Origin of the sequence: Nocardia coffeae (genome assembly GCF_019890715.1) — a bacterium.
Classification (GTDB): Bacteria; Actinomycetota; Actinomycetes; order Mycobacteriales; family Mycobacteriaceae; genus Nocardia; species Nocardia jiangxiensis.
In genome coordinates, this window is sequence record NZ_JAINZY010000001.1 from 620,733 (window position 1) to 646,016 (window position 25,284).

Genomic DNA, 25,284 nt, shown 5'->3' on the forward strand with positions numbered 1-25,284 from the left:
GTTGCCTCACACCCTGCCTGTTGTTGCTCATGCGCCGCTGGGGACGCCACCCTCGATCGATCGAACACGACAGCGGCCGATATCACCATCGTGCGGATATTCCGTGGCGGAGGGTAGCCGCCCGCGGAACCAGACCATTGTGGAGTACGGAGCCCCGATGGTCACCTGGTGGGCCGGAATTCACCGGATCAACTCGTCGAGCACCATGAACATCTCGGCGACGCCGTAGCCTCCGACCGGTACCGGGCCATTGTCCACGATGACAGCTCGCAAATCCGCCAGCGGTTCCGGATCCAGCGATGCGAGCCCGGCCGGATCGCTGAACAGGTGCGTCACCCATTCCTCGGCCAGCACTGCGGCGTCGACCGCGCCGTCTCCGTTTTCCGGCAGCACCAATGCGGCCCCCGCGACACCCGCCGCCACGATTTCCAGCAATGCCGCCGGGGACTGCGCAGCACCCTGATGAAAGGTGCGCGATTCGATATCCAATTCGGTGCCCGAACGCAATCGCTCGACCGCCGCGGCCAATTCGTCGTAACCCAGAACGGTGTCCGCGCGGACGAACGCCGGATCGGCGCCGCGCAGTGCGCGAGTGCGGTCGGCGTAGGTCACCGGACGGGCGGATCGACTCTCGATCTCGGCGGCGACGTCGGGGTCGGCGAGAACCAGCCAGTCGATCCGAGAATCCCACACCGGCACGGCGGCCAACCCGACCGCCACCTGCGACTCCGGCCCGCCGTCCGCCGTGAAGACCACGGCCGCGCCCACTTTCAGCACCGCCCACACGGCCACCACCGCATCGATCCCGCGATCGAACCGGACCGCGACCCCGGCGCCGGGACCGCAGTCGCGGTCGATCAGCACCCGCGCGAGCCGTGAGGATCGCGCGTCGAGTTCGGCGAAGGACATCTCGTCGGCACCGGACACCAGCGCGGGCCCGTCCGGATCGCTCTCGACGATCGCGGCCAGCGCCTGGGACAGCGCGGGCCCGGCGGCACTCATCGTGCGACCGTCCGCAAGCGCGGCTTCCGTTGCGACATATCCTGATTCGGCTTCGCCGAGCGGATTCTCGGCAACCGACCGGACCGGCACGTCCTGCGTATCCGCCCGGATCTGCTCTCTGCGCCCGGCGTACTCGAGTACGGCCTCACCGCCGAAACCGATCCAGCGCCCGGCATCCCCAGTGCGATACATCCGAGAGCCCGGCTCCCCGAACGGATTCGCCACGAACCGCGTCGCGGTCGAACCCGCACGCCCCGCATGGCCGCGAGCAAGCTGCCCACCGGTGAGATACATCTCCGCGGCAACACCCATCGGCGCCGGATGCAGCCGTTCGTCCAGCACGAAACAGGCCAGTCCCGGCAGCGCGCGCCCGATCGCGTTCACCGGATCGTCCGCCAAATGCTCGTCCACCGCCAGGAACGACGCGTGCACCGTGGTCTCGGTGCGTCCGTACATGATCACCAGCTGGGGCGCGTCCGAGATGTGCCGCTCGTACCAGCGCCGGATCGACTGCGGATCCACCTGTTCCCCGGCCAACACCACATAGCGCAACGCGAGCCTGGCAGATCCGGTTTCGCTGCTGCTCGCGGCCCGATCCGCCTCGACCAGCCCGTCGAACTCCGGCGGCGTCTGCTGCAGCACCGTCACCTGCTCACGAATCAGCAACTCCCGGAACGTCTCCGGCGACAGCGACGTCGGCCGATCGACCACCACGACCGCCGCGCCGGTCCCCAGCGCACACCACAGCTCCCACACCGACAGATCGACCGCGTACGAATGACACAGCGCCCACACGTCGGTCTCGACCACATCGAACAGCGGCCGGGCAGCGGCGAACAGCTCGATCACATTGCGATGGGTGATGGTCACGGGCCGGGATCGGCCGGGGATACCCGAGGAGTACATCAGGTAGGCCGTATTCTCCGGCCGCAGCGGGGAGATCCGATCGGCGTCGGTCACCGGGGCGTCGGAGAAGGTCTCGGCATCGTCGAGCAGAACGACGGCAGTTTCGCAGCGCGGCAGTCGCTTTCGCACGTCGGCGGTGGTCAGCAGGCACACCGGCGCGGTGTCGGCGAGGACGAACTCGAGCGAGTTCGGGACAGCGCCCACGGTCGTGGGCTGCTCGTCCCGGTCCGGATCGACGGCAACGTATCCCGCCCCGGACAGCAGTACGCCCAGCAGCGCCACCGGCAGTTCGACATTCGGCTCGACCGCCACGGCCACCAGCGATTCCGGTCCCGCACCGCGTTGGATCAACGCCCGCGCCACCCGATTCGCCTGCCGCATCAGCTCCCCGAAACCGAGTGCGGCGTCACCGGACCGGATCGCGATCGCGCCGGGTCGCTCGTTCGCCCGGTCGGTGATCAGATCCACCAGCGTCACCGGCGGCGCCGGAGTGCCAGCCGTATTCCATTCGCGCAGTACGAGTTCGCGCTCACCGGGCAGCAGGACGTCGATATCACCGGCGATCACCCGGTCGTCGGCGGTGACGGCGTCGATCACCCGGCCGAAACGATGTGCGAAATCACGGACGGTCGCGTCGTCGAAAAGATCCGTGGCATAGGTGAACCGGGCCGTCATCCCCTGCGCGACGCCGTGGTCGTCCAGGCGTTCGGTCATGGTCAGTTGCAGATCGAATTCGGCTCGCGCGGTGTCGAATTCGATATCGTCGACGGTCAGATCCGGCAGTTCCGGACGGGTCCTGGCGGTATTCCGCAAGGTCAGCGCGACCTGGCACAGCGGATGCCGGGCCGCGGACCGCACCGGATCCAGCTCCTCGGCCAATTGCTCGAACGGCACGTCGGCGTTGGCGAGCGCCGCGAGGTCCGTATCACGCACCGCGGTCAGCAGATCGCCGAATCCGATACCCGGATCGATACTCGCGCGCAGCACCAGGGTGTTGGCGAATACGCCGATCAGCTCGTCCAATGCCACCGCACCGCGTCCGGTGACCGGCGCGGCGATCGCGATGTCGCGGGTGCCGGACAAGCGCGCCAGCAGGATCGCCAGCATCGCGTGCAGGACCGTGAACAGCGTCGCGCCGTGCTCGTGCGCCACCCGGTTCAGCACGGCGTGCACCCGGGCGTCGATCTCGAACTCCAGCGTCGCGCCCCGCTGGGAGGCGATCGCCGGACGCGGCTGATCCGACGGCAGCTCGGCCTGCTCGTGCAGCCCGGCCAGTTCCCCGCGCCAGAACTCGATCTGTTGTGCCGGAATCGAATCCGGATCGTCCTCCGCGCCGAGCACCTCGCGCTGCCAGAGCGCGTAATCGGCGTACTGCACCTCGAGCGGCGACCACTGCGGCTGCTCACCCCGGGCGCGGTCCCGGTAGGCGGTCATCAGGTCCCGGGTCAGCGGGCCGGTCGAAAACCCGTCTCCCGCAATGCGATGCAGGACGCACACCAGGACGTGGTCGGTCTCGCCCGCGGTGAGCACCCGTAGTCGAACCGGCGGTTCGCCGGTCACGTCGAAACCGGTACCGACGAATTCGGATACCAGCCCGAGCAGTTCGTTCTCCGCCGCTCGGACGACCGGAACGTCCGGTGTCGCACGGGGATCGGCGGTCGGCAACACGAGCTGATAACCCGCGCCGCGGAATTCGGGAAATACGGTGCGCAGTACCTCGTGCCGCACCACCAGATCCCGGACCGCGGCGCGCAGCGCCTCGATGTCCAACCGGCCGCCCACCCGCATCGCCACCGGAATGTTGTCGGTCGCGCTCGCCGGATCGAACCGGTTGCGTGACCATATCCGCTGCTGAACATAGGACAGCGGAATCCGCTCCGGACGCGGCATCGGCCGCAGCTCTCGCGCGGACACCGAATCCACGTGCCGCCCGATGCGTTCGGCCAGACCTCGCACCGTGGACGCCTCGAAGACGAACCGGGCCGGAACCCACAGCCCCAGCGCGGCGCCGATCCGCGCCACGGCCACAGCGGCCAGTGCGGGATCGCCACCCAGCGCGAAGAAGTCGTCGGTCGCCTCGATCCGGCGCGGCTCGGCGTCGGCGCTGATCAGCAGTGCGGCGAAGGTCTCCGCGACGGCCTGCTCCAGCAGTGCGGACGGGACGGGCCCGCGCATCGCGGAGGTGGGCTCGGGCATCCGCGAGACGAATTCGATGGAACCGTCGGAGTCGTTGCGCCGCACCAGATCCCCGGTCCGGCACAATCGCAGGCCGGGCTGTCCGGTCTCGGCGCCGAACGGGCTGGCCACGAACCGTGCGGCGGTCGTCCCGGGGCGGCCCGAATACCCCTGCGCGAGTATCGGTCCGGACAGATACAACTCGCCCACGATGCCCGCGGGCACCGGGCGCAATCTCGAATCCAGCACGAACGCACCGATTCCCGCGATCGGCGCACCGATCGTCGCGATCTCGCCCGGCCGGCGGACGCCGCTGACGGTATCCAGAATCGTCGCCTCGGGAAGTCCGTACGCGGTGTGGACCGCGCACCCGTCGCGTACCCATCGGTCGATCTGCTCCGGATCGAACAGGTCACCGACCACCGCGACGGCCTCGAGGTCCGCCAGGTCCGACGGGTTCACCGGCCCGGGCGTCTCCGGAGTGATCAGCAGATGCGTGATCCGCTCGTGCCGCAGGAGATCCGCGAGCCGATCGCCGGACGCCTCCGGCGGGGCGACGATCAGCATCGCCCCGGTGGAGAAGGTCAGCAGCAGTTCCAGCATGGCCAGGTCGGCATCCGGTGCGCTCAGATGCAGCACGTGGGATTCCCCGTCGACGCCGAGCTGCTCGCGCATCGCGTTGACCACGGTGGCCAGACCGGTGTGGGTGACCACGACGCCCCCGGTCGAGTCGGCGGGGTGCACGAGGTAGGCCGGATGCTGCTCGGTGAGCAGGCGCACCCGGTCGGTGTAGGAGATCGGATGCGCGGCGCGCGCGGCGATGCGTTCGCCGGTGCGCGCCTCGTCGAGTTCGAGCCACTCCATGCCGTCGCCGAGGTCCGCGCGGTATCCGGTGGTCGTCAAACCAAGTGCCGCACCGGATTCGGCGAGAATGCGCGCGATGCGTTCGGGCGGACCGGCCGGATCCACCGGCGCGCAGGCCGCACCGGCCTTCGCGATCGCCCAGACCGACAGCACCGATTCGATCGAACGGTCCATCCCCACGGCCACCACGTCGCCGGGCCCGATGTCGCGCGCGATCAACTCGCGCGCCAGCCGCGAGGACGCCTCGTCGAACTCCCGATAGCTCAGCTCACGCGCACCGGCCGGATCACCGCTCGAGTGCGCCCGGATCGCCACCGCATCGGCAGCCGATTCCACTGCCGCGGTGAGCAATTGCCCGAAGAGGGGATTACCGGAACGTCGACGACGATTTCCCCGTGCAGTACGACGAGCTGTATGCATTCGAGCGCTGTCACCTCTCGCGGTCGGCCAGGTCCGCACCGCCGAACCAAGGTCGGACCCCACTCGCACGGTCCGAGAAAGCATATACGGCTACGGATCTCGGTGTTACCGCTGTGTTTTGATTGCCTCCGCTGCGCTGCGGCTGTTCGCGGCCCTCTGAGTCCCACCGCTCGGCCCCGTGTCGGGCACTCGTTCCTCGCACCCGCCACGCGTCCGACCGGCGAGACGGGCCGCGAACTGCGGAAGGTACCTCACAACCAACCGCGGCGGATCGCCTGCACGCCCGCCTGGAACCGGGTACTGGCACCGAGCCGCTCGAGCAGGCTCGCGGTGCGCCGCACCACCGTGCGCCGGGACATGCCCAGCCTGCGGGCGATGGTGTCGTCGGTGGCGCCCAGTCCCATCAGGGTCAGAATCGCGCGATCACGCTCGTCCAGGGGCTCGCTCGGATTCACCGAGATCGGCGCCGACAACGACCAGAGCACGTCGAACGTGCGCATCATCAGGTCCAGGGTCGGCGAGGGACCGATCCGCAGGCCCATCGGATCGCCGCGCCGCTCGTCGTTGTGCAGCACGATCGTGGCCCGCTCGCCGTCCGCGACGATCACCTTCAGCGGCGGATCGGGCAGCGTGCGCGCCTGCGCCCCGGCGGCGGTGACGGCCAGCGCGTGCCGCAACCGATCCGGATCCTGATAGATGGTGTCCTGATACAGCAGCTGATAGCGCACACCGGCGGCCAGCCGCGCGGACTTCAGCTCGAACAGCCGCTCGGAACGTTCCGCGTCGCAGACGTACGGACCGCGTTCGATCAGCCGCACGTTCTTGCGCGCACCGCGATGCAGATCCTCGAATTCCGCGATGATCTCCCGGGTTTCGTACATCGGCACGATGACACCGTCACCGCGCCCCGTCCGCCGCACCGACCGGAAGGTCTCGCCCAGCCGCGCCGCGGCGGCATGCATCCGGGCCGTGTCCTGCTGACGGCGACGCGCCTCGGCCTCGGACAACGCCTCGGGTGCGTGCGCATCCCAGACGGTGCGGCCCCCGGCGTCGATCCGGACCACGGCCTGCACCTCGCACAATCGGTCGAGCGCGGCCTGGACCAGTTCCAGCGGACATTCCAGATGCGCACCCAGTTCGGCGAGCGTGGCCCGGGGATGCTGGACCAGCGTGGCGTAGGTGCGCCCGTAGAGGGAACCGGTGTCGAACAGCTCGTGCACGTCGGTCTGACCGCCCCCGATGACGGCGAGCCGTGGCCGCGTGCGGCCCGCGGCGCCCACCGCTACTGTCCCGATCCCCACGACTGCGCCTGTAATACAACCCCTTTGGCGGCCAGGTACGGTGCCGGGTCGATCTTGTGGCCGGCCGGATCCCAGATCTCGAGATGCAGATGCGGGCCGGTGGAATCGCCGCGGTTGCCGACGGTCGCGATGGTCTGGCCCGCGTTCACCCGCTGGCCCTCGTGCACGAGGATCTGGTTGACGTGGCCGTAGACGGCGGTGGTCCCATCGTCCTGCCGGACCCGCACCCACAGGCCGAATCCCGAGGCGGGACCGGCCTGGATCACCGTGCCGTTCTCCACCGAGGAGATCGGCGCGCCGATCGGATCGGCGAAGTCGACGCCGTAATGGAATGCGCCCCAGCGGGAACCGTATCCGGAGGTGAGCTGACCGGAGACCGGGCGAACGGCCTGCGCCTGGGTCTGCGGCGCGGCCTGCTGCTGAAGGTTCTTGATCACCTGTTCGGCCTGCGACAGCGGCCCGGCGACCTCGGGAGGCAGATTCTGCAGCCCGAACGGCGCGGCCACGGGGGCGGGCGCGGCGACCGGCGCGGCCGCCGGGGTGGGGGCCGCGGCCTCCAGCGGAACGCCCGTGTGCGCCTCGGCGGCCGGTGCGGCCTGCGCGACAGCGGGTTTGAGCGCGATGGTGTCGGCGCTGTTGGCGGTGTGCACGCCCGGCAGCGGGGCGGCCTGGGCGAACTGGGCGGTGACGCCGATCAGCGCGCCGGTCGCGACGGCGGTGCCCGCGGCCAGCCGCATCCGATCGTGGCGCGGTTCGGCCCGGTGCCGGGCCGAACGGCTCACGACGCCATCTGCGAGCAGGTCCCTGACCGATACGGAACTGGATGTCTCCCGGTGCTGCGGCAAGGTTCGTCCTAGCGTCGATTCACTTCGGTTGTGGAATGCCGGAACGCTTCCGGAAGTCGAAACCTGCAATTCGGTAACGATTCGGCATCGGTGTGACGGAAACTGTACTCCGTCGTGACCTTTTCGCAACCTTTCTCGGAATAAACGCAGGTGAGAGTGGGATCACGAGCATCTCGCGGCATTGTCGGGCCACACTGTGAGAGTGATCATCGACGAGCTCCGAACCCCGATCGTGCTGGCTCCGATGGCCGGTGGGCCGTCCACTCCCGAATTGACCGCGGAGGTATCGCGCGCGGGCGGCCTGGGCTTCCTGGCCGCCGGATATCTCACGGCCCCGGCCACCGCCGAACGGATCGCCGCCACCCGCGCCCTGGACGGCGGACCGTTCGGGGTGAACCTCTTCGTGCCCGGCACTCCGACCCCCGCCGACCGGTACGCCCGATATCTGGACGAACTCGGCCGCGCCTTCTCCCTCGGCGAGCCCAAGTTCGACGCCGACGACTGGGCCGCGAAACTGGATCTGCTCACCGCCGAACCGGTTCCGGCGGTCTCGTTCACCTTCGGCTGCCCCTCGGCGCAGGAGATCGAACGCCTGCACGCGGCCGGATCCGAGATCTGGGTGACGGTCACCTCGGTCGCCGAGGCCCGCATCGCCCGCGAGGTCGGGGCGGACGTGCTGGTGGCGCAGGGAGCCGAAGCTGGCGGACATCGCGGCACCTTCGCCGATCGCGCCGAGGACGACCCGACCGACCCGCTCACCATCCTGGCGCTGGTCCAATTGCTCACCGCCGCCGTGGATCTGCCCGTCGTGGCCGCGGGCGGCATCGCCACCGGCGCGGGCGTGGCCGCGGCACTCGCGGCCGGTGCGGCCGCCGCCCAACTGGGGACCGCCTTCCTCGACTGCCCGGAGGCCGGGACCGCTCAGGTGCATCGCGACGCGCTGGCACTGGATATTCCGACGATGCTGACCCGCGCGTTCACCGGCCGCCGTGCGCGCGGACTGCGCAACCGGTTCATGCTCGACCACCCCGAGGCACCGGTCGCCTATCCCGAAATCCATTACGCCACCGGGCCACTGCGCGCCGCGGCCCGCGCCTGCGGCGATGCCGATGCGGTGAACCTCTGGGCAGGTCAGGCCCACGCCCTGACCGGTCGGGAACCGGCCGGTGAGCTGGTGCGCCGACTGTCCGAGGAGGCGAAAGCAGCTCTGGAAAAAGCACTTTCACGGAGAATCCAGTGTTATTGACAACGTTTTTCGTTTAGACTCGTAGGCGCATCATCCGCCCTACCAGGAGGAGAGCGTCATGTCACTCGACGTACCAACCGCACTGCTCGAGCGCGCCGAACGTGGTGAAGTCTCCGACGATGAATTCGTCGACTGCGTCCGCAACTCACTGCCCTACGCCTACGAGGTGGTCAGTCGCGTCGCGGCCGAACTGCGGTCCGGCACAGCAGAATACGCCGACAACCGCACCCCGCCACCGGATGAGGCGGCGCGCGGCCAGCTGTTGCGCGCCATGGCGTCCGACTCCATCCGCGGCGGTCTCGAGCGGCACTTCGGCATCAAAATCGCCTTCCAGAACTGCCACCGCGTCGCGGCCTTCCCGATCTCGGCGGTCGGCGGCGACACCTACACCACCTTCATCTCTACCCGCGCCCAGCTGTTGAACCAGAGCCCCGAGCTCCGCAACTGCTGATCCGGATCGGATTCCGGTGCGGGCGATCCCTTCCGCCCGCACCGGCTCTCCGCGCAGGCACCTGCGCGCACGAAAACCCTAGAGCTCCTGTAGAACTCGCTTGAGGACCTTACCGGTGGGGTTGCGTGGCAACTCGGCGAGGAACACCACCTCGCGGGGGACCTTGTAGCGGGCCAGGCTCGCCCGCACATGGGATTTCACCTCGTCCTCGGTGAGTTGCGCGTCCTCGCCGGTCACCACGAACGCCTTCAGCCGGGCGCCGAACGTGTCGTCGGGTACGCCGATGACCGCGGCCTCGCGAATGGCGCTGTGCGCGTTGAGGAGTTCCTCCACCTCGGCGGGGAAGACGTTCTCACCGCCGGAGACGATCATGTCGTCGTCCCGCCCGTCGATGAAAAGCCTTCCCGCGGAATCGAAGTGGCCCACATCGCCGGAGGACATCAACCCGCGCACGCATTCCTTGCCGCCACCGCCGGTGTAGCCCTGGAACTGGATGGCATTGCCGACGAAGATGCGTCCGGTCTCCCCGCGCGCGAGTTCTCGCCCGGTCTCGTCCAGGATCTTCACCACCGCGCCGAGCACCGGTTTACCCACGCAACCGGGTTCGATCGCCAGATCTCGCGGCGTGGCGACGGTCGCGTAGGCGACCTCGGTGGATCCGTACAGGTTGTAGACGACCGGCCCGAAGATCGCCGTCGCTCGCAGGCACAGGTCCGCGCCGAGCTGTGAGCCCGCGACGAAGACGATCCGCAACGCGGACAGATCCTTGCGCGCGAACGACGCGGGATCCAGTTCGGTCAGCCGGGCCAGCATCACCGGCACCGCGATCAGCGTGGTCGCCCGGTGCCGGGCCATGCTTTCGAGCACCTGGTTCGCATCGAAACGTCGCCGGATCACCAGCGTCGACCCGAACCCGATGGCCAGCATCGCCATCGCGAAACCGAGCGTATGGAACAGCGGCGCAGGACATTCGGTGACCTCGCGGGTGCGGAAGGGCACCCGGCTCAGGATCGCGCCCAGCGGTTCGAGCGAACGCGGTTCCGGACGCGGCGCTCCCTTGGGCGTGCCGGTGGTGCCGCTGGTCAGCAGGACGATGGTCGAATTCGTACCCGGCGCGGGCGGCGCGTCGGGCGATCCCGCGGCGATGAGCGATTCGAGATCGCTGGCATCGCGCATATCGGACCACGCGCGATACGCCCCGCGACGCGGGCTCAGCGAACCCAGCAGCGATTCGTACTCCTCGTCGTACACCAGCAGATCCACGCCCTCGCGACGAGCGACGTAGCGCAGCTGCGGTCCACCGAAGTCGGTGTTCAGCAGGATGATTCGCGCACCGCACTTGGCGGCGGCGAAGACCGCGTCCAGCATTCCGCGATGATTGCGCGTCAGCACGGCCACGCCTTCACCACCGCGCAATCCGCGGATCCGCCACTGGTTGGCCAGCCGGTTCGACCGGTCCTCCAGCTCGCGATAGCTCAGCGCACCCAGCTCGTCGATCACCGCAGTCCGATCGCCGTAGCGCGCCGCCGAAAGGCTCAGCGCCGCAGGCAGCACGCCGTACTTGAGCAGCGCGCTACCCGCGGACAGCAGCGTGGCGGGTGCGTCGATCCCGATCACGCCGCTGGCCACACACAACCGCAGATATTCCAGCTCGGTCCATGCCCGCACCCCCAGGGAGCGGACCAACCCCAGCGTCATTGTCGGAATCCCCTACAGCGTAACAACTTTCAGATCCCCGTCAGCGTACCGCGCACGCAGGCGTTTCTTGTCGAACTTGCCGACGCTGGTCTTGGGAATCTCATCGATGAACGTCCAGTGCTCGGGCAGCTGCCATTTGGCGAACTTGTCGACCAGATAGCCCTGCAACTCGGCCGCCTCGACGGTGACGCCCTCCTTCAGCACGATCGCCACCAGCGGGCGCTCGTCCCACTTCTCGTCGGGGACGCCGATCACCGAGGCCTCCGCGACCGCCGGATGACCCATCATCGCGTTCTCCAGATCCACCGAGGAGATCCACTCGCCGCCGGACTTGATCACATCCTTGGAGCGGTCCACGAGGGTCAGATAGCCGTTCGGGCTGATGTGCCCGACGTCGCCGGTGCGCAGCCAGCCGTCGTCGAACTTGCTCGCGTCCACCTCGGCGCCATCGGGCGAATAGTACGATCCGGCGATCCACGGACCGCGAACCTCCAACTCGCCCACCGACTTTCCGTCGTTCGGCAGGACGCTGCCGTCGTCGCCGACGATCCGCGCCTGCACCGAGGCGGGGAAGCGGCCCTGGGTGGCACGATAGGCCCATTCCTCATCGCCTACCGCACCTTTCGGCGCGTGCGCGATACTGCCCAGCGGCGAGGTCTCGGTCATTCCCCAGGCGTGCAACAGCTTCACGCCGTACTTGTCCTGGAACGCACGCATCATCGATGGGGGCAGCGCCGAACCGCCGACCGCGCAGGTGCGCAGGTGCGAGATGTCCTGCGGATGAGCCTCGAGGGCGGCCAGCACGCCACCCCAGATGGTCGGCACGGCGGCGGCGAAGGTCGGCCGGACCTGGGCCATCATCTCCAGCAACGGGCCCGGCTGCAGGAACCGGTCGGGCATCAGCAGGCTGGCTCCGGTCATCATCGCCGCATAGGGCATACCCCAGGCGTTGGCGTGGAACAGCGGCACGATGGCCAGCACGGTGTCCTGATCGCTGAATCCCATGCTGTTCGGCGAGATCACCTGCATGGCGTGCAGCCAGTTGGACCGGTGCGAGTAGACCACGCCCTTGGGATCCCCGGTGGTGCCGGAGGTGTAGCACATCCCGGAGGGGGCATGTTCGTCCAGAACCGGATAGTCGTAGGTATCCGGTTGTGCGGCAAGAAGTTCGGCGTAGGAGTGCACCTGGACCCCGGCGGGCGCGGCGAGTTCGGCCGGATCGCCGTTGGCGACGAGGACGTGCCGGACCGTGCGCAGCTGCGGCAGGTACTTCGCGAACATCGGCAGCAGCGAACCGTCGACGACCACCACCTGATCCTCGGCGTGATTGGCCACGTAGACCAGCTGTTCGGGGAACAACCGGATGTTCAGCGCGTGCAGGACCGCACCCATCGCCGGGACGGCCGCGTAGACGACCATGTGCTCGGTGTTGTTCCACATGAAGGTGGCGACCCGGTCACCCTCGCCGATCCCCAGCGCGCGCAGGGCATTGGCCAGCCGCGCCGCTTCGGCGCCCATCTCCCGATAGGTGATGGTGCGAACACCGTCACCCGTCCACGTCGAGATCGTCGCATCGCCGTGGAAACTCTGCGCGTACCGCAACAGCGTAGCCAGCGACAGCTGCTCGTCCTGCATCGTGCTCAACATCCGAACGCCACTCCTTCACCCGTGAACGAGGTCACACCTGCCGCGAGGATAGCTGATACCGCGCGTCATCGTTATTGAGTCGACTGAAGCCAGACCAACCTGCAACATGCCCCGGGAGCAGGGTAAATACCCGGATCATGATCAACTCCGCGACTCGCCCGGACTCGGCCGCAGCCGAATCGCGACGACGAGACCCGAATCGCACCGCAGGATTTAGCAATCCGCAGCTCAGCAAGGCCCTGCCCGACCAGCGACCACCGCGCAAACCTACTCGACCGGATAGATCGCCGAGGCGCATCCGCCGCACGGCGTCAGCGCGCACCATGCCTCGCACAGAGTCGCCCCACTGCCCGCTCGACCAGTAGCGAAGACAGCCCATCCACACCCACGAGCATCCGGGCCGACCGCCGAGCGCCCGGGTGAACCGACGGCATCCGACCCCGCCAGGTTGGCCGAAAATATTGATCCGATGTCCGGCGTTCCCCTAGAAAACCCGGTCCGACCACATAATCTCTGGGTATGACCCGCACGCCGTCCATCCTCATCATCGGAGCCGGATTCGCCGGGCTCGGCATGGCGCTCGAGCTGAAGCGCAACGGCCTGGAGAATTTCACGATCCTGGAGAAGGCCGCCGACCTCGGCGGGGTGTGGCGGGAGAACACCTATCCCAACGCCGCCTGCGATGTGCCCTCACCGCTGTACTCGTGGTCGTTCGAGCCGAAATCCGATTGGCCGCGACGCTTTTCGCAGCAGGCCGATATCCACACGTATATGCGTTCGGTGGCGGACAAGTACCGTCTGCCCGAGAAGATCCGGTTCGGCACCGAGGTGACGGATGCGGAATTCGATGAGCGGCAAGGCATCTGGCAGGTCCGCACCGCGGACGGCAGCACCCTCACCGCAGACGTGCTGATCCCCGCGGTCGGCCAGCTGTCCCGTCCGGCGCTGCCCAACATCCCGGGCATCGACACCTTCACCGGGGCCGCGTTCCACTCCGCCGAATGGGATCACAGCGTCGACCTGACCGGTAAGCGGATCGCCTGCATCGGCACGGGAGCCAGTGCGATCCAATACATTCCGGCGATCCAGCCGCAGGCCGCGCACCTGACGCTGTTCCAGCGTTCGGCCGCCTGGGTGCTGCCGAAATTCGACACCGAGTACACCGCGTTCCATCACGCACTGTTCAACCGGTTCCCGCCGAGCCGATGGGCCGAGCGGTTCGCGATCTGGCTGTTCTTCGAGGTGATGGCGCTCGCACTGACCGATATCCCCGGCATCAAGGGGCCGGTGGTCGGCATCGCGGATCGGCATCGCGAACAGCAGATCCCGGATCCGGAACTGCGTCGCAAGCTCACCCCCGACTACGCCGCCGGCTGTAAGCGCGGCCTGTTCTCCAACGAGTACTTCCCGGCGCTGAGCCAGCCGAACGTCACCGTGGAGACCACCGCCATCGAGGCGGTCACCCCGACCGGCATCCGCACCGCCGACGGCGTCGAGCACGAGGTGGACGTCATCGTCTACGGCACCGGATTCAAGGGCACCGAATTCCTCGCCCCCATGAACATCTACGGCCGCGCCGGACGCAAGCTCGCCGACGTCTGGGCCCCCGAGGGCGCCCGCGCCTACCTGGGCATGTCGGTCCCGGACTTCCCGAACCTGTTCCTGATGTACGGCCCGAACACCAACGTCGGCGCAGGCTCGATCATCTACATGCTCGAATCCCAGGCCCGCTACATCCGCCAGATCGTCCAGTACCTGTCCCCCCGCCCCGGCCGCTACCTCTCGGCCCGCCCCGCCACCGAACGGTCCTGGGACGACTGGCTCCAGCGCCGCCTGAAGGACACCCCCTGGAACTTCTGCTCCAGCTGGTACCGCAACGCCTCGGGCCGCATCACCAACAACTGGCCCGGCGCCACCGTCCTCTTCCGTTGGAAGACAAGAAAATTCACCCCCACCGACTACGAAGAATCCACCGCCCCCACACCCCCGCACCCCTGACCCACCCATACCACCCCCGACACCCGACCCGAAATCCCACACGATCGCCCGCATTGGGTAAACTCGCGCGGGCCCGGTACCAACACCGATACCGGCCAGCCTCCGTAGCTCAGGGGATAGAGCAACCCTCTCCTAAAGGGTAGGCCGCAGGTTCGAATCCTGCCGGGGGCACGTAAAACATGGGCAACTGTTGTCGCTTGTGTGGTGGTGTTGCGCTGGCTGGTGGTCGGGCGTGGGGTCGGGGGTTCGGGTGTCGGTTCTGGGGGTGTGGTGCCGTTGTCGTGGGTTGCGATCGCGGTGGTGGCTTGGGTGATGCCGGGCAGGGTTTCGGTGGTCAGGGTGGCGTGGATGGTGACGTGCCGGGTGTCGTGGTCGTAGACGATTTTGATGCCGAACGCGGCGTATAGGTCGCGTTGCAGCGCATCGGGGGCGTTGGTGAGTTGCAGTGTGAGAGTGGGTAGGTGCTCGATCAGGTCGGGCTGGTGGGGTTGTTCACGCGCGGCCCGCTCGCGCAGGGTGTCGAGTTCGGTTTGTTTGGTGCGGCGGTCGTGTTCGAGATCGGCGAAGCGGCGGCGTACGCGTTCGGCCCAGGCATCGGCGATCTCGTCGCCATCGGAGATGGTGCGGGTTTCGCGTTCGTCGAGCAGGTTGTTCTGGCGGCGGGTGATATCGGTGATCGTCTTCTCGATCGCGGCGATCCGCTGCTCGATGTCGTGGCGATCGCTGGAGTCGTGGCCCCGGAGTTGATGGCGCAGCAGCGTGGTGCGGTCGCGGCCGAACACGCGCTCGTTGAAGAAGGTTTCCACGCAGTCGAGCAGCCTGTCTTCGCGCACGTACACCGCGCGGGGGTGGTCGGCGTAGGAGCTGGGGTCACCGACACGGTCGAGTTGGGGCTGGCAGGTGTAGTACGCCAAGCCTTTGCGGGTTTTGCCGAACATCCGTTTCGCGCACTGCCCGTGGTGCACGTAGTACCGCAGCACGTAGGTCCGGCGCGTGGCCGGGTGGGAGTTCTTGCCGCTCATCCGCGATCCTTGCCGGGCGGCGGCGATCTCCTGCACCGCTGTCCACATCTCCCGGCTGATCAGCGGCTCGTGGGTCGGTTCGGCGGACCAGACCCATTTCTCGGGGGGATTGAGCCGTCCGCCTTTCTTGGTGGCTCGCCGGTTCCACACCATGAACCCGGTGTATTTCGGGTTGATCAGGATCTCCCGCACCGACGACACCGCCCAGCATCCTTTTGCCCGCGTACCGCCATTGGGGCGGGGTGGCGGGTAGCGGTCCAGATCCGCGTTCAACCGTTGCGCGATCACCTTGTAGGCGAGGCGTTCGTCGTGACGCCATTGATAGATCCGCACCACTGCCGGGGAACGCTCGGGGTCAACGACCAGCCGGGACTTGGTGCGGCCTTCTTCGCGTTTGGCTGCGACCGGGTGCGGGACGTGGTCGTTGAGGTAGCCGTGGCAGGCTTTGCCGATGTTCCAGCCCTGTTTGGCGTGTTCGCGGAATCCTTCCCAGGACTGTTCGAGGGTGTGACGCAGAAACCATTCGCCCACACCCTGTTTCATTCGCCGGACCAGGATCTGCGTGGCCCGTTTCTCGGTCAGCGCGATCGGTCCTTCGTCGGCGGCGAACAGCGGCACGCCTACGGTTTCCAGCTCGTGTTCGAGCTGGGTGGACTGATGCGTCCACCGCGCGGCGCGTTCGATCTCCTCGACCACGACCGCCTCGAACCGCCGGTTCGGGTGCCGGGCCTCGGCCAGCAGATCGGCCAAGCCCCCGTCACGGGGGATCGGGATGTCGAACGCCTCGTGCGCATGACCCAGGCCACGCTGGTCCAGATCTTTGCGCGAGGACTCCACGTCGTAGAAGAACGCGACGATCACGAACTCCGGCGGCAGCACCTTACGGCAGTTGTCCAGCTGACGCGGCAGCGACAAGGTCGGGTCCTGCAAGTCACGTGTCGAGGTCCGCAGGAACACCGCCACCGGCACCTGCTCGGCCCCACCGATCCCCACAAGACCCACCGATTGGCCTGCAGGGCTAGCGAATTCGGGCACTCTCACGCGGCACGCTCCTGATCACCATCGTCGCCCAGTACGTCGTGGACTCGTGGGGGCTGGTCGAGAATCGATCCGGCCGCATCGCGTGTGGCTGCCCATCGCAGCAGCGCGGCGATCGCCCGCGCCTGGGCGGCGGCGACCCGTTCGGCCTCGCCGCCGTGGACGTAGCGCACCTGGAATGACACCGTGAAACCACCGACGCGGCCGTCGGCCCCGTCCGGCACCCGGCGGTGTCGGCGCGAGCCGCGAGCCTCGCCTCTCCCGTGTAGGGGCACGACCGCTTTGTTCGCGGATTTCTCGTCCGTCATCGGCACTCCTTTCCCATAATTCGCGGCCCCGGAACCGGGGTGTAATTCCGGCTCCGGTGTCGCGGACGGTTTCCGCTCCGAATTCGGTGCGGAACGTTTTCTCGGGTTTCTTTTCGCGCCGTCACCGGTGATCCGAGTCATCACGCACCCCGGGTGTGCGCGCTGATTCGGATATCGGTGGAATGTCGACGCGGACGGTAATGGACGCTCCATATACGCGGATTTGTCAAACAGGTATCTTTTGCCACGCCGCTGCCACGCACCGACCCGCAGGCCATCACTGGCATAGGGAAATAGCCGCTACCACGCCCAGCGGCACGATAAGGGCACCGCAACGCGCCATCGGCTCCCCGGCAGACCCGCCCGGCCCGGCGGGTTGCACAGGCGGGTCGGTTACGTCATGATCTGTCGGCACGGGGCGATCACCTCCGGTGTCTCGTGTTCATGTGAGGACTCGTCGCTATCGGCCGGACCGGAACACCCCACGCAGATATTCCTCTCCCCCGAATCTTCGCGATGGTGTATGTGCCGCTGCGAGATTCGGGTTCCGGTTGCCCGGCTCGCCGAGATCAAAGCCACAACCTGCGACGCCTGTGGCTGCTGCATAGTCCGGCCGCAACATCCGAGATCGGGATAAGTGGGCACTACGAACACCAGTGCGGCCGACATCCAGCAGGGCCTCGGCCCGGACCTGTGGAAGAGAAGCGACCGGGGCCCAGCGCATGTGCACCGAACCCCGGTCGCATCGGCTAGGCTGCCAGGCCTCCGGCTTGTCCCGTCCACTGCGACGGAGCAACTTCAGGCATGGAGTGCGACTGAAAGCGCCTGGCTTCCAATGCATTCCGGGAACGTGCCTTGAGTTCGAACACAAGGACATCCTCATGCGCAATCAGCGCCAAAGGCAGGCCCGCGTCGCGGTTCTTCAACACGAAGTCGCGCTGGAAGAAGCTCGAATGCGCGACGATGTCGTTGTCGGTGAGCCGCCCCAAAAGTGCCACGGCGCGGTCGACGGGGGTGAGTCCGGCGGTGGCGGCGCAGCGGGTCAGCAGGGAGGGTAGGTCGACGAGTTCGGCGTGTTGCCGCCAGGGGCGGGCGGTGATCACGACGTGCCCCCCGGGTTTGAGGTAGGCGGTGGCGGCGGTCAGGATGCGGGTGAATCCGGACAGCAGGCGGGGCACGCCGAGGTTGGCCAGGTTCCCGCGGTCGAGGGTGTTGCCGTACCGGTGGTTGCGTTTGCGGATCCCTTCCCCGGCACGCACCCGCACATGCCCGTGGACCGAGTCACCGTACGGGGGTGAGGTGAGGATCAGATCCACGGTGCCACGCACCTGCTCGGGCAGGACAGTGGCGAGTTTGCGACCGTCGCCGGTGTACACGAGCGCATCCCTGTCGTTCCCGGTGTCGGTGGCCAGGGCGAGGTTGTCGCGGGCGATCGCGGCCCACCGGTCCTCATACTCCACGCCGAGGGCGCGGCGGCCGGCGTGGACCGCCTCGACGAGGGTGGTGCCGATGCCGCACATCGGGTCCATCACCACATCGCCGGGATTGCTGTAGCGGGCGATGGCCTCGGCGGCGATGTGCGGCAGCATTTTCGCCGGGTGCGCGGAGGACTCGCGGGTATAGCGGGGACCGCGCTGGGCGACGGGGCTGGCCTGCGCGGTCGCCCACACCGACACCGGCACAGGGCGGTTGGACGTGATTTCGGGAGCAGACATGAAATGATCACCTTTCCGAAGTAGTGGACGATGCGCCGGTAGGCGGGGTCCGGGACTCATGCGGTGGTGAGGTCGTGGGGTTGCAGAAAAACCAGGACATCCACATGCACGATGTCCGTGCCGAACGCCTGCGATGGGCCGGTGTCGACGCAGGAGTCAGCGGGGTCACCGGCGGAGCGGGGCTCCGGCGGAGTGGGGACGATCTCGGTGCCTTGCACGGGTGCGGCGACGAGGTGCTGAAGATAGAGCAGGTCGGTGTTCTGGGCTTGGGTGATCAGGTCCCCGGACGGGTCGTGGAACGCCCCGTCGTGGTCGCGCCATGTGCGGGCCAGGACCACTAGCAGCCCTCCTGCCCGGAGCCGGGACGCGGCGACCTCGGCGACCATCGGGGCACGAAGGTCGGGTGTGCCGGGCAGGGTCGTGGCCAGGATCAGGTCGGTGTCGGCGGGCTGCGCCAGCCCGGGATCGGTGACGGTGGCGCGGTCGAGGTCGTGCACGAGGCGCTGAGTGTCGAGGGTGGCGGGCATCAGCAGGACGCGGTCGCCCGGAACGCTGTACTCGATCAGTGCACGCGCGGTGACCCGGGGCGGCCAGGAATCGGCCGCTTCGATCGGTGTGGTCCCGCACGCCCACAACGTCGACGGGATCGACGCGGGCACGGTGCGGGGTGTGCGCGCGGAGTTGCCTACGGTCATCGGGATGTACCTCATTTCCGGTGAAGGAGCGAAGCACGGTTGCTTCTGCTGGAGGACTCCTGTCCGAGACCGGTTTCTTGACATCCGACAACCCAAATTTTTCGCACACCTCCCGACGCAGGCCAGCTGTGACTCGCGGCGGAAAGTGGCGGCGTTCTCGCGGTTCTCGCGCCGTCAAGTGGCGCATCGGGGGGACTGCGCTCAGGTGGTGCCGATGACGAGGGTGCTGCGGGCGGTTTCGACGACGTCGGCGGTGATGGTGTGGAGTTCGTTGATTTTCATGATGCGGTGGATTTGGGCGAACAGGCGTTGCAGGAGGCGGAAGTTGCCGCCGATGATGCGGGCGGCGACAGCTCGGGCGTCGGTGAAGTCGTCGGGGTCCAGGTCGAGGGTGAGTTCTTCGCCGGTCAGGGGCCGGTAGTGGTGGGCGAAGCCGACGCGGCTGTAGAGCTGCGGGTAGCGGGAGAACGTCTTCTCGATGCCGGGCATGCCGATGAATAAAAGCCCGTGGTCTCCGCAGCCATACTGGTCGCGCAGGTGCTCGACGGCGTTGGCGGTCAGGCGTTCGGAATCGTCGACGCCGAGCAGTTTGATGTAGTCGGGCATCAGGTACTTCGGGGGCTGCCGGCGTGGAGGTGCGGTCTCGAAGTGCCCTACATCGGGCTCGGCACCCTCGGAATCGCGTCCGCAAGTCGGTCATATTCCTCGCGATCTCTGCAATATCTCGGAACAACGACGGGACCCCTGCTGATCAGTGCAGGGGTCCCGTCGTTGTTCCGAGCCTTAGCCTACGAGGATGTCAGACTCCCGGCCAGGCGGAACGTCGATCCAGATTCCCGATCCCACGGCCTCTCGCACCATGGCTGACGCCACCTTCGTATGGAAGTAGCGGCGCGCGGTGTCCTTGACGTGCTCCCAGCTCACGACCTCTCGCACGTGCTCGGGATGTACGTAGCCCTTCGCCGTGGCCAACAGAATTCCCCCCTCGGCGACCAAACGGTTCGCGTTGTGCAGACTGAGCTTCCAGACCCCCTCGACACCGCCGAGAAGTGCCGGGTTCGTGTAGTCGACCCCGGCGTGTGTGCGCAGTACATTGCCGTCCAGGTCGTGGCAGACGCTATCCCGGTATTTGATCACGCTCACCCTGAAGATCAGATCGGCGACTTCTTCCGGGTGGGCCACGTAGCGGGTTGCTTTCGCCAACGCGACGACCTTGTCACGATCGACACGGAACTGCTTGCCGAGTCCGACGTTGGGGAAGAGGCCCGCGTGGATGAGCGTCAGGACCTTCTCTCCGGTAATCGTGGGGTGCCCGTCGTTCGTGGCGAGAAGCTCGGTCAGCTCCTCGGCGACCTGACCGGTGGTGAGTGCGATGCCCATAACGAAACCGCCTTTCAATCGGTTGGTGCGACGACGGCCTCGGACGGCCATCTGCTCGCGGGGCCAGGCTAACATACCTACGTTATGAAACAAGTAGGTATTACTGAAAGATTGTCAATAGGCCGTCCGGCCACCGGATAACCTCGTGGGTCGTTCGCGTGGCCAGGGCGATGTCAATAACCTGCTGGCCAGCAGCACCTAGTCGTGCGCTTCGTACCTGGCTTCGACAAATCACGTCCCATTGCGCGGTAACGCTGGACTGCTTGCAACGACAAGTCGTTGCAAGGCTTGAGCATTGGAAAGAGGCAGGGATTCGTCGATGGGGTTCTATCTAGGGAAGTCGCTGCGAGCCGGACCGTTCCGCTTCAACCTGAGTACCTCGGGCATTGGGGTCAGTGCGGGTGTTCCAGGGTTCCGAGTCGGAACCGGGCCTCGCGGAAACTATGTTTCCGTCGGCGCCGGTGGGATCCGATACCGCACTGCGATCGGACCGACGGCATCGCGTTCACGCTCAGGGGCGAGCCTGAGTCGAACCGATCGACCAGCTGGATTCTCCTCACCAGCGCCCTACGCGCCGATGACGGATTTGACGGGAGCGTCAGCCGAATCGCTTGTCTCGACCGGTGGCGATGATCTCGTTCAGCAACTCAATGACGCAGCCCGCCGCTGGAATTGGGCACTGATCCTGACGATCGCCCTTGTCGTTTTCGTAACTACCGCATTCCCGTTCGGCTTGGTTGCGGTAGTCGTTTTACCCGCGGTCTGGTGGTTGTGGCAATGGGACCAAGGGCGGCGCAACGTTGTCGTGTTCTACGACGTCACCGACGACCCTGCCGCGTGGTACGACACCGTCGTTACAAATGCGCAAACCTGGGCGCAGTCGCACATGCTATGGCGGATAGAAGCCAGCAGACAGCTCACAGGCACTCATCAACGCAAGGTCAACGCGCTAGCGGGCAGTCTCATCAACCGATCACCTCTCGGGCTGCAGTTCGAGAAACCGAAACACCTGGTCACGAATATCGTGGTACCGACCTTCGTTTGCGGCCGCGACGCACTGTATCTACTTCCTGACCGTATCCTTGTACGCACCAAACGTACGTTCAGCGATGTCACTTATGACCGACTCAACGTCGACTGGTCGGTGTCACGGTTCATCGAGAGTGGTCGGGTTCCTAGGGACGGCAGACAAGTCGATACGACATGGCAGTACGCGAACATCGGCGGTGGCCCCGATCGCAGGTTCAAGAACAACCGGCAGATACCGGTGATGGCATACGACAGGTTGACCTTGTCCAGCGGCGAAGGCTTGAGCTGGATCATCGACTCCTCCAGGCCGGATGCGTCCAAGCAACTCGCTGCGGTGTTGCGCCGCTCACCCGCCCTCGAAGCCACCGCATCACCGCACGCAGGACTGCCGGAGCGAACTGTTCAGGATCCCCATGGTGCCCTCGCGACCCCACCGGCGGAGGTGCAGCCGGAGCCGACCCCCGTTGAGCCTCAACGGATCCAACCTATTGCCCTCGAGATGCGGGGGGTGGAGAAGAATCCTGCAACGTCGGCGCGGCAACTGCCGGCTGAGGTCAGGTATCGGAAGGCTGCTGACGCCGGCGACATCGCGGCGATAAACAGTCTCGGGGACATGCTCGAACAGGATGATCCGGTGCAGGCCGAACACTGGTATCGGAAGGCAGCGCACGCACGCGAGATCAGTGCGATGTTCCTTCGTGGGTACGAGCTCCGAGAGAGCGATCCGGTGCAGGCCGTGGCGTGGTATCGGAGGGCCGCCGACGCCGGTGATACCAATGCGATGAGCAGTCTCGGGTACCTGTTCAAGGAGCGGGGTGATCTGGTGCAGGCCGAACACTGGTGGAGGCGGGCCGTCGACGCCGGCGACACCGATGTGCTGTTCAGTCTCGGGCTGCTGTTCGCGCAGCGGGGTGATCTGGTGCAGGCCGAACACTGGTATCGGAGGGCCGCCGACGCCGGTGACACCGATGTGCTGAGCAGTCTCGGGGACTTGTTCGAGCTGTTGGGTGATCCGGTGCAGCCCGTGGCGTGGTATCGGAAGGCCGCCGACGTCGGCGACTTCAGTGCGATGTTCAGTCTCGGCGACCTGTTCGAGGAGCGGGGTGACCTGGTGCAGGCCGAACACTGGTATCAGAAGTCCGCCCACGTCCGCGAGATCAGTGCGATGGTTCAGCGCGGGTACGAGCTCCGAGAGATTGATCCGGTGCAGGCCGTGGCGTGGTATCGGAGGGCCGCCGACGCCGGTGATACCGATGTGCTGGGCAGGCTTGGGTACCTGTTCGAGAAGCGGGGCGACCTGGTGCAGGCCGAACACTGGTGGAGGCAGGCCGCCGATACCGGTGACACCAATGCGATGAACAGGCTCGGGCTCATGTTCGAGGAGCGGGGTGATCTGGTGCAGGCCGAACACTGGTGCAGACGGGCCGTTGACGCCGGTGACACCGATGCGATGAGCAGTCTCGGGCGGCTGTTCGAGCGGCTGGGTGATCCGGTGCAGGCCGTGGCGTGGTATCGGAAGGCCGCCGACGCCGGTGACACCGATGCGATGACCAGCCTCGGAGACCTGCTCGAACAGGCTGATCCGGTGCAGGCCGAACACTGGTGGAGGCAGGCCACCGAGACCTGACTAACCTCGTGAATTCGCTGTGCCGGGTGATGGTGGGTGGCTGGAATGGCGAAAGGTGCTCTGACCTGCGATAATTCTGTTTGCTGAGGACAGAATTGGCGTGGTCGAGGAGCACCTTTCTGGTGAGGAAGTCTATCTTGCCGTATCCGGCGTTGGTCGCGGACGGTGACGGTTGTGCTGTGGTGTCACAGGCGGGTGCGGTGCTGCTGTTGCGCACGGCCGAGAAAGTGGGTCTGTCAGGGGTTTGTCGGAGGAGTTGACGACCTGGCGCAGGCCCCTGGCCACTCATGATCCGGGCAAGATCGTGTTGGATCTGGCGGTCTCGCTCGCGATCGGCGGGGACTGTGTATCGGATCTGGCGCTGCTGCGAGCCGAGCCGGGTGTGTTCGGGTTGGTGGCGTCGGATCCGACGGTGTCGCGGCTGGTTGCCGTGCTGGCCACCGATGTGCCGAAAGCGTTGGCCGCCATCGCTTCTGCGCGGTCCCTTGCGCGAGCGGAAGCGTGGAAGCGCTCCGGTGAATATGCACCCGATCACCGCATCGATGCCGAGCATCCGTTGATCATCGATCTCGATGCCACGCTGACCGACGCACATTCGGAAAAGGAGAAAGCGGCCCCGACATTCAAGCGCGGCTTCGGTTTTCATCCGTTGTGGGCGTTCATCGACCACGGTGAGACGGGCACCGGGGAGCCTGCCGCAGTGATGCTGAGGCCAGGCAACGCCGGCTCGAATACCGCCGCGGACCACAAACGGGTTCTCCATGAAGCTCTCGCTCAGCTGCCATGGCAGCCGTTGTGGCGCGTGGGCCGGAAAGTATTGGTGCGCACCGACTCCGGTGGCGGGACCCACGAGTTCGTCGGCTACTGCCACGCCCGGCGGGTGCAGTACTCGATCGGATTCACGTTGACCGACGAGATCGTCGAGGCCATGGACACTCACCTGCGCGCCGATGATTGGACCCCCGCCTACGACGCCGACGGGCAGGTCCGCGACGGAGCCTGGGTCGTCGAGGTCACCGGCATCACCGACTTGTCCGGGTGGCCAACGGGAATGCGGTTGATCGTCCGGAAGGAACGCCCCCATCCCGGCGCGCAACTGCGATTCACCGACCGCGACGGTATGCGGCTGACCGCGTTCGTCACCAACACCACCCGCGGTCAGCTGCCCGATCTGGAACTGCGGCACCGCCGGCGGGCGCGTTGTGAGGACCGCATCCGCGCCGCCAAGGACACCGGCCTGCGGAACCTACCGTTCCATAGCTTCGACGCCAACCGCATCTGGCTTGCCCTTGTCGCGCTGGCGCTGGACCTGACCGCCTGGATGCAAACCCTCGCCCTGCACGATCACCACGCGCGATGCTGGGAACCGAAAACCCTTCGCCTGCGGCTGTTCTCGATCCCCGCCCGCCTCGCGCGCCACGCCCGGCGAACCCACCTGCGCTTACCAGCCCACAACCCATGGACCAGCTTGGCGGTCACCGCGCTGACCCGCCTGCAACCAGGCTGACCAGCACCCAACCCGCCCCAACGAGACGAAAGGCAACCATTCCGGGTCCGGTGGACACCCGGCAGCCACCCGCTGAACGGGACCCCAGCCCTGCCGTTTTGCGGCCGAACGGCCGCAAAACGGCAATCCGAACCCGATCAGGCCAGCACATCACCCCCGTGAAAGATTGAGGCTAATGGGAGTGGGTACGTGGGTGAGCCAAACTCGCGAAATCCGACGCTATCGCAGACAAGGAGGCGCGCAATTATCTGCGGTAGAGGGGGCCGGGGCAGAGGTTGACCCATTTCGGGGGCAATCACCGGCGTCGATCTGGGGCAGACCCCAACGCCACATCCGGTCGCGGTGATCGTCCCCTCGGAGAGCACGGTACGTCGAGCAGCGTGACTGGGGCCCGGGTACCGGCCAGCATC

The 25,284-nt window shown here is 66.8% G+C and carries 14 protein-coding genes, 1 tRNA gene and 2 pseudogenes; 6 read left to right on the forward strand and 11 right to left on the reverse strand.

Going from position 1 to position 25,284, the window contains the following annotated elements:
• Positions 1-180: 180 nt before the first annotated feature.
• From K7711_RS02550 to K7711_RS02560, 3 genes are all read right to left on the reverse strand, one after another.
• The gene (locus K7711_RS02550; protein WP_235746525.1) at positions 181-5,298 is read right to left on the reverse strand and encodes an AMP-binding protein; all 5,118 of its coding nucleotides are present in this window, start codon (positions 5,296-5,298) and stop codon (positions 181-183) included.
• Positions 5,299-5,618: 320 nt separating this feature from the next.
• On the reverse strand, positions 5,619-6,668 hold the full coding sequence (locus K7711_RS02555) for a helix-turn-helix transcriptional regulator (RefSeq protein WP_308014419.1): 1,050 nt from the start codon (positions 6,666-6,668) through the stop codon (positions 5,619-5,621).
• On the reverse strand, positions 6,650-7,450 hold the full coding sequence (locus K7711_RS02560; RefSeq protein WP_308014421.1) for a M23 family metallopeptidase: 801 nt from the start codon (positions 7,448-7,450) through the stop codon (positions 6,650-6,652). Before K7711_RS02560 ends, K7711_RS02555 begins: the two co-directional genes overlap by 19 nt.
• Positions 7,451-7,715: 265 nt before the next feature.
• Here K7711_RS02560 and K7711_RS02565 point away from each other — a divergent pair, with 265 nt between their 5' ends.
• On the forward strand, positions 7,716-8,759 hold the full coding sequence (locus K7711_RS02565; protein WP_222964461.1) for a nitronate monooxygenase: 1,044 nt from the start codon (positions 7,716-7,718) through the stop codon (positions 8,757-8,759).
• Positions 8,760-8,817: 58 nt separating this feature from the next.
• On the forward strand, positions 8,818-9,210 hold the full coding sequence (locus tag K7711_RS02570) for an SCO5389 family protein (protein ID WP_222964463.1): 393 nt from the start codon (positions 8,818-8,820) through the stop codon (positions 9,208-9,210).
• Positions 9,211-9,288: 78 nt separating this feature from the next.
• Here K7711_RS02570 and K7711_RS02575 read toward each other — a convergent pair whose 3' ends face one another.
• Both K7711_RS02575 and K7711_RS02580 read right to left on the reverse strand, forming a co-directional pair.
• Entirely contained in the window at positions 9,289-10,908 is a 1,620-nt protein-coding gene (locus K7711_RS02575; protein ID WP_222964465.1) for an acyl-CoA synthetase, read from the reverse strand.
• Between the two features lie 12 nt (positions 10,909-10,920).
• Positions 10,921-12,555, reverse strand: a complete 1,635-nt coding sequence (locus K7711_RS02580; RefSeq protein ID WP_222964467.1) for a long-chain fatty acid--CoA ligase — start codon at positions 12,553-12,555, stop codon at positions 10,921-10,923.
• Between the two features lie 519 nt (positions 12,556-13,074).
• On the opposite strand from K7711_RS02580, the gene K7711_RS02585 reads away from it, so the two are divergent.
• Together K7711_RS02585 and K7711_RS02590 are read left to right on the forward strand one after the other, a co-directional pair.
• Positions 13,075-14,553: a flavin-containing monooxygenase gene (locus tag K7711_RS02585; protein WP_222964469.1), complete on the forward strand. Its 1,479-nt coding sequence runs from the start codon at positions 13,075-13,077 to the stop codon at positions 14,551-14,553.
• 98 nt (positions 14,554-14,651) lie between these two features.
• A tRNA-Arg gene (locus K7711_RS02590) sits at positions 14,652-14,724 on the forward strand.
• A gap of 929 nt (positions 14,725-15,653) precedes the next feature.
• On the opposite strand, the pseudogene K7711_RS49615 reads toward K7711_RS02590, so the two are convergent.
• From K7711_RS49615 to K7711_RS02620, 6 genes and pseudogenes are all read right to left on the reverse strand, one after another.
• Positions 15,654-16,118 (reverse strand): annotated as a pseudogene (locus tag K7711_RS49615) (recombinase family protein); the annotation flags it as partial.
• A 494-nt stretch (positions 16,119-16,612) separates the two neighbouring features.
• The gene (locus tag K7711_RS02600; RefSeq protein WP_222964471.1) at positions 16,613-16,921 is read right to left on the reverse strand and encodes a hypothetical protein; all 309 of its coding nucleotides are present in this window, start codon (positions 16,919-16,921) and stop codon (positions 16,613-16,615) included.
• A gap of 749 nt (positions 16,922-17,670) precedes the next feature.
• A complete protein-coding gene (locus tag K7711_RS02605) occupies positions 17,671-18,636 on the reverse strand; it encodes a TRM11 family SAM-dependent methyltransferase (protein WP_222964472.1) in 966 nt (321 codons plus the stop codon).
• A 56-nt stretch (positions 18,637-18,692) separates the two neighbouring features.
• Positions 18,693-19,331 carry a hypothetical protein gene (locus tag K7711_RS02610; RefSeq protein ID WP_222964474.1) on the reverse strand — a complete coding sequence of 213 codons (639 nt, stop codon included), beginning with the start codon at positions 19,329-19,331 and terminating at the stop codon, positions 18,693-18,695.
• Between the two features lie 201 nt (positions 19,332-19,532).
• Entirely contained in the window at positions 19,533-19,937 is a 405-nt protein-coding gene (locus K7711_RS02615) for a TniB family NTP-binding protein (RefSeq protein WP_222964476.1), read from the reverse strand.
• A 177-nt stretch (positions 19,938-20,114) separates the two neighbouring features.
• A complete protein-coding gene (locus K7711_RS02620) occupies positions 20,115-20,711 on the reverse strand; it encodes a hypothetical protein (protein ID WP_222964478.1) in 597 nt (198 codons plus the stop codon).
• 319 nt (positions 20,712-21,030) lie between these two features.
• On the opposite strand from K7711_RS02620, the gene K7711_RS49620 reads away from it, so the two are divergent.
• Both K7711_RS49620 and K7711_RS02630 read left to right on the forward strand, forming a co-directional pair.
• Positions 21,031-23,367, forward strand: coding sequence for a DUF4236 domain-containing protein (locus K7711_RS49620; protein ID WP_222964480.1), 2,337 nt, complete (start codon positions 21,031-21,033; stop codon positions 23,365-23,367).
• A gap of 122 nt (positions 23,368-23,489) precedes the next feature.
• Positions 23,490-24,874 (forward strand): annotated as a pseudogene (locus tag K7711_RS02630) (IS1380 family transposase).
• Positions 24,875-25,284: the final 410 nt, after the last annotated feature.

Excerpts from the sequence above, each read along its gene's own strand:
- K7711_RS02615 (WP_222964476.1), bottom strand. The coding sequence starts at position 19,937 with ATGCCCGACTACATCAAACTGCTCGGCGTCGACGATTCCGAACGCCTG.
- K7711_RS02610 (WP_222964474.1), bottom strand. The coding sequence starts at position 19,331 with ATGACCGTAGGCAACTCCGCGCGCACACCCCGCACCGTGCCCGCGTCG.
- K7711_RS02605 (WP_222964472.1), bottom strand. The coding sequence starts at position 18,636 with ATGTCTGCTCCCGAAATCACGTCCAACCGCCCTGTGCCGGTGTCGGTG.
- K7711_RS02570 (WP_222964463.1), top strand. The coding sequence starts at position 8,818 with ATGTCACTCGACGTACCAACCGCACTGCTCGAGCGCGCCGAACGTGGT.
- K7711_RS02580 (WP_222964467.1), bottom strand. The coding sequence starts at position 12,555 with ATGTTGAGCACGATGCAGGACGAGCAGCTGTCGCTGGCTACGCTGTTG.
- K7711_RS02575 (WP_222964465.1), bottom strand. The coding sequence starts at position 10,908 with ATGACGCTGGGGTTGGTCCGCTCCCTGGGGGTGCGGGCATGGACCGAG.
- K7711_RS02620 (WP_222964478.1), bottom strand. The coding sequence starts at position 20,711 with ATGGGCATCGCACTCACCACCGGTCAGGTCGCCGAGGAGCTGACCGAG.
- K7711_RS02600 (WP_222964471.1), bottom strand. The coding sequence starts at position 16,921 with ATGACGGACGAGAAATCCGCGAACAAAGCGGTCGTGCCCCTACACGGG.
- K7711_RS49620 (WP_222964480.1), top strand. The coding sequence starts at position 21,031 with ATGGGGTTCTATCTAGGGAAGTCGCTGCGAGCCGGACCGTTCCGCTTC.
- K7711_RS02585 (WP_222964469.1), top strand. The coding sequence starts at position 13,075 with ATGACCCGCACGCCGTCCATCCTCATCATCGGAGCCGGATTCGCCGGG.